The sequence below is a fragment of the uncultured Nevskia sp. genome (assembly GCF_903885465.1).
Classification (GTDB): domain Bacteria; phylum Pseudomonadota; class Gammaproteobacteria; order Nevskiales; family Nevskiaceae; genus Nevskia.
In genome coordinates, this window is sequence record NZ_CAISIQ010000164.1 from 1 (window position 1) to 4,848 (window position 4,848).

General features: G+C 64.3%; 6 protein-coding genes. 3 read left to right on the forward strand and 3 right to left on the reverse strand.

The genetic code is table 11. The features are described from left to right. On the reverse strand, positions 1-189 hold a 189-nt coding region (locus QZY06_RS06205), incomplete at its 3' end, for a hypothetical protein (protein ID WP_295681656.1). 5 nt (positions 190-194) lie between these two features. Next, on the reverse strand, positions 195-1,034 hold the full coding sequence (locus tag QZY06_RS06210; protein ID WP_295681658.1) for an alpha/beta fold hydrolase: 840 nt from the start codon (positions 1,032-1,034) through the stop codon (positions 195-197). Positions 1,035-1,294: 260 nt separating this feature from the next. Here QZY06_RS06210 and QZY06_RS06215 point away from each other — a divergent pair, with 260 nt between their 5' ends. Together QZY06_RS06215 and QZY06_RS06220 are read left to right on the forward strand one after the other, a co-directional pair. Further along, the gene (locus tag QZY06_RS06215) at positions 1,295-2,062 is read left to right on the forward strand and encodes an SDR family NAD(P)-dependent oxidoreductase (RefSeq protein WP_022974976.1); all 768 of its coding nucleotides are present in this window, start codon (positions 1,295-1,297) and stop codon (positions 2,060-2,062) included. Between the two features lie 224 nt (positions 2,063-2,286). Continuing rightward, on the forward strand, positions 2,287-3,285 hold the full coding sequence (locus QZY06_RS06220) for an NADP-dependent oxidoreductase (protein ID WP_295681661.1): 999 nt from the start codon (positions 2,287-2,289) through the stop codon (positions 3,283-3,285). Positions 3,286-3,312: 27 nt separating this feature from the next. On the opposite strand, the gene QZY06_RS06225 is transcribed toward QZY06_RS06220, so the two are convergent. Then, positions 3,313-4,101, reverse strand: a complete 789-nt coding sequence (locus QZY06_RS06225) for an enoyl-CoA hydratase/isomerase family protein (RefSeq protein ID WP_295681663.1) — start codon at positions 4,099-4,101, stop codon at positions 3,313-3,315. A 219-nt stretch (positions 4,102-4,320) separates the two neighbouring features. Here QZY06_RS06225 and QZY06_RS06230 point away from each other — a divergent pair. Further along, positions 4,321-4,848, forward strand: a 528-nt coding sequence (locus tag QZY06_RS06230) for an enoyl-CoA hydratase-related protein (protein WP_295681665.1), incomplete at its 3' end; no start/stop codon positions are given.

Here is a 4,848-nt window from a genome sequence, read left to right on the forward strand (position 1 = left end):
CGCCGGGCTTTGCACGGTGACGATTTCTTCAAGGCCTTTCAGCGCTTCCGCGGCGACCTTGTCGACCGGCAGCTTGAGCTGCGCGGCAAGCTTGGCGATCTGATCGACGAAGCGTTCGCTGCGCGACACCTGCCGGGCCACCTGGCGGCGCTGGATCAGAGTCGCGGCGACCACAGGGTTGAGGTTCATCAGATTCATGCTGCGACACTCCCTGCAGCCGGCGCATCGACACGCGCCGTGGTGGCGAGGATCACTGACGTCACCAGTTCAGGATCGTCATACATCGGCACATGGCCGCAGCCGGGCAGGAACAGACTTTCCGAGCCCTGCACCACGGTCTGCAGCGGCTTGCCGTAGCGCGCAAACGGAATGACCTTGTCGAGCTCGCACCAGGCGATACGCACCAGCGGCGGGTTGACCTTGAACGGCGCGATGCCGCCGCGCTGACCCATGCTGAGCAGCAGCGCCGGCAGCATCGTCGTGTCGCGCATCGACTTCATCGCCCGGCTGCTTTCCGCTGGCGAAACGAGATCGCCGCGCTCCATGCCCTGCTTGTTCAGCGTGCGACGCACCCAGGCGAACCTCAGGAACAGCGCCGTCAGGAAGATCAGGATCGGCAGGATCATGAAGACGATGCGGAACGACTTGGCGATCGCCTTGTAATCTTCCTGGGTCGCCCAGCCACCGGCAGGCGACAAGGCAGTGACCGAGGTCGCGAAGCCGCGCCGTGCCAGTTCCAGCGACAGCCAGCCGCCGAGCGAATTGCCGGCGACATGAGCGTGCTCGATACCGCGCGCCTTGAGATCGGCGATCAGCAGATCGGCGAGCACATCGACAGTGGGTGTCACGCCTTCGGGAATCGCCGGGCCGCCCGGATGTCCGGGCAGGGTCGGCGCGATGATTCGATGGTGCTTCTCCAGCAGCGGCAGCACCGGCTTCCAGATATGCCAGGTGCCACCCAATCCATGCAGCAACACCAGCACCGACCCGCTACCGCCCTCGTAGGCTTCGCCCGCCACCTGGCTGTCGTTCACGCACCCCTCCGCATCGTGTCGTCGATCGTGCAGTCATCAGCCGTCAACATGCGCCGATCCCGGCCCGGCTGCACCCGACTAAGGGCAGGCTGGCCGGAGATCGTCACCATGTTGATGGCTTTGCGAACGCCAATCTACATTGTAGTATGGTGCCATACTATGTTGGTTGGACCCCTTCGGGCAAGCCATGGCTGGCCCTGCAGGGATCCTCCGACATTGGCCCGGCATTCATTGTGCAGCACCCTTCAGGAGAAAGAATCTTGCGTGGACTCAAAGACAAGGTGGCCCTAGTCACCGGCGCAGCCAGCGGCATCGGCCTCGCGATCGCCAAGCGTCTGGCGGAAGAAGGCATGATCGTCGGCGTGCTCGACATGAATGCGGAAGCAGCGGCCAAGGCCGTTGCCGAGATCGAAGCAGCCGGCGGCAAAGCCACGGCCGGCATCTGCGACATCACCGATTACGAAGCCGTGAAGAAGGCGGTTGCCGAAGTCGAAGCCAAGATCGGTCCGACCTGGGCACTGGTCAACAATGCGGGCTGGGACAAGCCGATCCCGTTCCTGAAGACCACCCCGGACTTCTGGAAGAAGGTTGTCGACATCAACTACATGGGCCCGCTGCACATGACTCATGCCGTGGTGTCGGGCATGGTCCAGCGTGGTGGTGGCCGCGTGATCTTCATCGCCTCTGATGCCGGCCGCGTCGGTTCGTCCGGCGAAGTCGTGTACTCGGGCACCAAGGGCGCGACGATTGCGTTCGCCAAGGCCTTGGCTCGTGAAGTGTCGCGCAAGAACGTGACCCTGAACTGCATCGCCCCCGGCCCGACCAACACCCCGGCGATGGACGCCTTCGTCGGCACCGGCGAGGAAGGTCAGAAGATTCGCGATGCGATGGTCCGCGGCGTGCCGCTGGGCCGTATCGGCGAGCCGAGCGATTACCCGGGTCTGGTGGCGTTCCTCGCCAGTGACGACGCCTCGTTCATGACCGGCCAGACGATCTCCGTCTCGGGCGGCCTGACGATGCATGGCTGAAACGTCGGCCGAGCTTCGCTTGGCCTTCGTTTGCCGAAGCCGCGCGGCCTTGTTGCCGCGCGGCTTTTTTGTGGACTGTCATTCCCGCGCAGGCGGGAATCCAGTTCCGATGCATGCACACCGCTGGAAACAAACAACTGGATTCCCGCCTTCGCGGGAATGACGATGTATGCGGGATTCGCCACTCGAATTCCCGACTCTGCAACTCATTCAAAGGTGTCGCCATGAACAACCGCCAGATCACCCTCAAATCCCGCCCGGTCGGCATTCCGCAGCCCGAGCATTTCGAGCTGAAGACCGTGGCCGTGCCGGAACTCAAGGACGGCGAGTTCCTGGTCGAAAACCACTATCTGTCGGTGGACCCGGCCCAGCGCGGCTATGTCAACGACGAAAACAATTACGCCCCGCCGGTGCCGATCGGCGCGGTGATGCGGGCGATGGCAGTCGGTAAGGTGATCGCGTCGAAGCACGCGGACTTTGCCGAAGGCCAGTTTCTCTACGGCTGGTTTGGCTGGCAGGACTACTGCGTCGCCACAGCGGCCGGTGTGCTGCGCAAGGTCGATCCGAAGCAGGCGCCGCTGTCGACCGGCGCCGGTCTGCTCGGCATCAACGGCCTCACCGCCTATCTCGCGCTGCATGACATTGGCGCGCCGAAGCCCGGCGAAACGGTGCTGGTCACGGCGGCAGCCGGCGCGGTGGGCAGCATCGTCGGCCAGCTCGCCAAGCAGGCCGGCGCACGCGGCGTTGCCGTTGTCGGTTCCGACGAGAAAGGTCGCCAGGCGATCGCCGATTACGGCTACGAAGCCTTCATCAATTACAAGCAGCCGCTGGAGCCGCAGCTCAAGGAAACCTGCCCGAACGGGGTCAATGTCTTTTTCGACAACACCGCCGGCGAGATTGCCGACAGCGTGATCCGTCACATGGCCTGGTTCGGCCGGGTGATCCAGTGCGGCACGATGTCGATCGCCAGCTGGGCACCGAATCCGACCGGCCCGCGCATCGAGCGCGAAATCCTGACGCGTCGCCTGCGCCTCGAAGGCTTCGTGATCTTCGATCACATCAAACGCTATGACGACGTTGCCGCCAAGCTCGCCGCGATGCTGAACGACGGCTCGCTGCGCTACGCCGAAGACATCAGCAGCGACATCGCCGAAGCGCCTCAGGCCTTGGTCGACGTCTATTCAGGCCGCAATACCGGCAAGAAGCTGATCAAGCTGCGTTGAGACTTCCTGTCGGACAAGCGGCGCGTCTCACCGCCCCTTGAACTGCGCCGGCCGACGCTCGATGAAAGCCGTGATGCCTTCGCGGGCGTCATCGGTGGATGCGGCGCGGATCAGGCCCTGCACCTCGTCTTCCATCTGCCGCTCGAAGCCGGCGCCGAGCGCCGTGGTCATCAGCCGGCGCAGTTCGCCGTAAGCCCGCGTCGGGCCGTTGGCGAGCCGGATCGCTGCGGCTTCGGCTTCCTGCATCAGTACGTCGTCATCGACGACGTAATCGACCAGCCCTGCACGCTCCCCTTCCTCGGCGCTCAGCACTTCGCCGAGCAGCAGGAAGCGCCGCGCCCGCGACAAACCCATGCGCGAAGCCAGGGTGAAGGTGGCGCCCATGTCGCAGGTGTAGCCGATCGTCGTATAGGCGCCGCCGAGCTTCGCCGAGCGCGCGCAGTAGACGAGATCGCAGCCGGCGAACAGGCCGACCGCACCGCCCATGGCCGTGGCATGGACGGCAGCGACGATCGGTGCATCGAGCCGGGCCAGCCGCGCGACACCGAGATGCAGGCCGGCGGTCCATACACGGATCTGGTCCGGCAAGCTGTCGAGTGTCTTCGAGAACATCTTGACGTCGCCGCCGACGCTGAAGAACGGGCCGTTGGCGCGCAGCAGCACGGCGCGCACGTCCTTTCGGCTGGCGAGTTCGCCGCCGACCTTGCCGAGATCGGCGCAGAACGCGGCGTTGAACGGATTGCCGAGCTTCGGCTGGTTCAGCACCAGGTGCGCAACACCGTCGCGAACTTCAAGTTCAAGCGATTCGTAAGCCATGTTCGTTCTCGTTCTGTAGGCAATGTGGGCGCAGCCCGGCGGCAAGTCGGCGCTCGATGCCGGCACCTCGCAAGTGCGGGCGAGCCCGCGCCGCCACAAGCCGCGCTGCGTTGATATTATTGTATGGTTCCATACCATATGGCCCGAGACAAACGTCCCGGGCCTGTTGCTGTCGCCAGTGCTTCGTCTGGCCTACCCCTACACCGATCGAGAAACGACATGTCGAATTACAAGGACATCACCTACGAAGTCGGCGCCAACGCCGTGCGCATCACCATCAACCGCCCGGAAGTGTTCAACGCCTTCCGCAACCAGACGGTCGAAGAACTGATCGACGCGTTCCGCAAGGCCGATGAAGAGAAGTCGGTCAACACCGTGATCTTCGGCGGCGCCGGCGACAAGGCGTTCTGCACCGGCGGCGACCAGAAAGTGCATTACTCGGAAGATGGCCTGTACGGCCCGCGCGGCATGGTCGGCTTCCCGATCGAAGAACTGCAGACCGCGATCCGTGACTGCCGCAAGGTGGTCATCGCCCGCGTGCAGGGTTTCGCGATCGGTGGCGGCAACGTGTTCTGCACCATCTGCGATCTGACCATCGCGTCCGAGAAGGCGCAGTTCGGCCAGGTCGGCCCGAAGGTCGGTTCGGTCGATCCGGGCTTCGGCACCGCCTATCTCGCCCGCGTCGTCGGCGAGAAGAAAGCGCGCGAAATCTGGTTCCTGTGCCGCCGCTACAAGGCGCAGGAAGCG

Coding starts and splice junctions, on each gene's coding strand:
- QZY06_RS06225 (WP_295681663.1), bottom strand. CDS start 4,101: ATGGCTTACGAATCGCTTGAACTTGAAGTTCGCGACGGTGTTGCGCAC.
- QZY06_RS06220 (WP_295681661.1), top strand. CDS start 2,287: ATGAACAACCGCCAGATCACCCTCAAATCCCGCCCGGTCGGCATTCCG.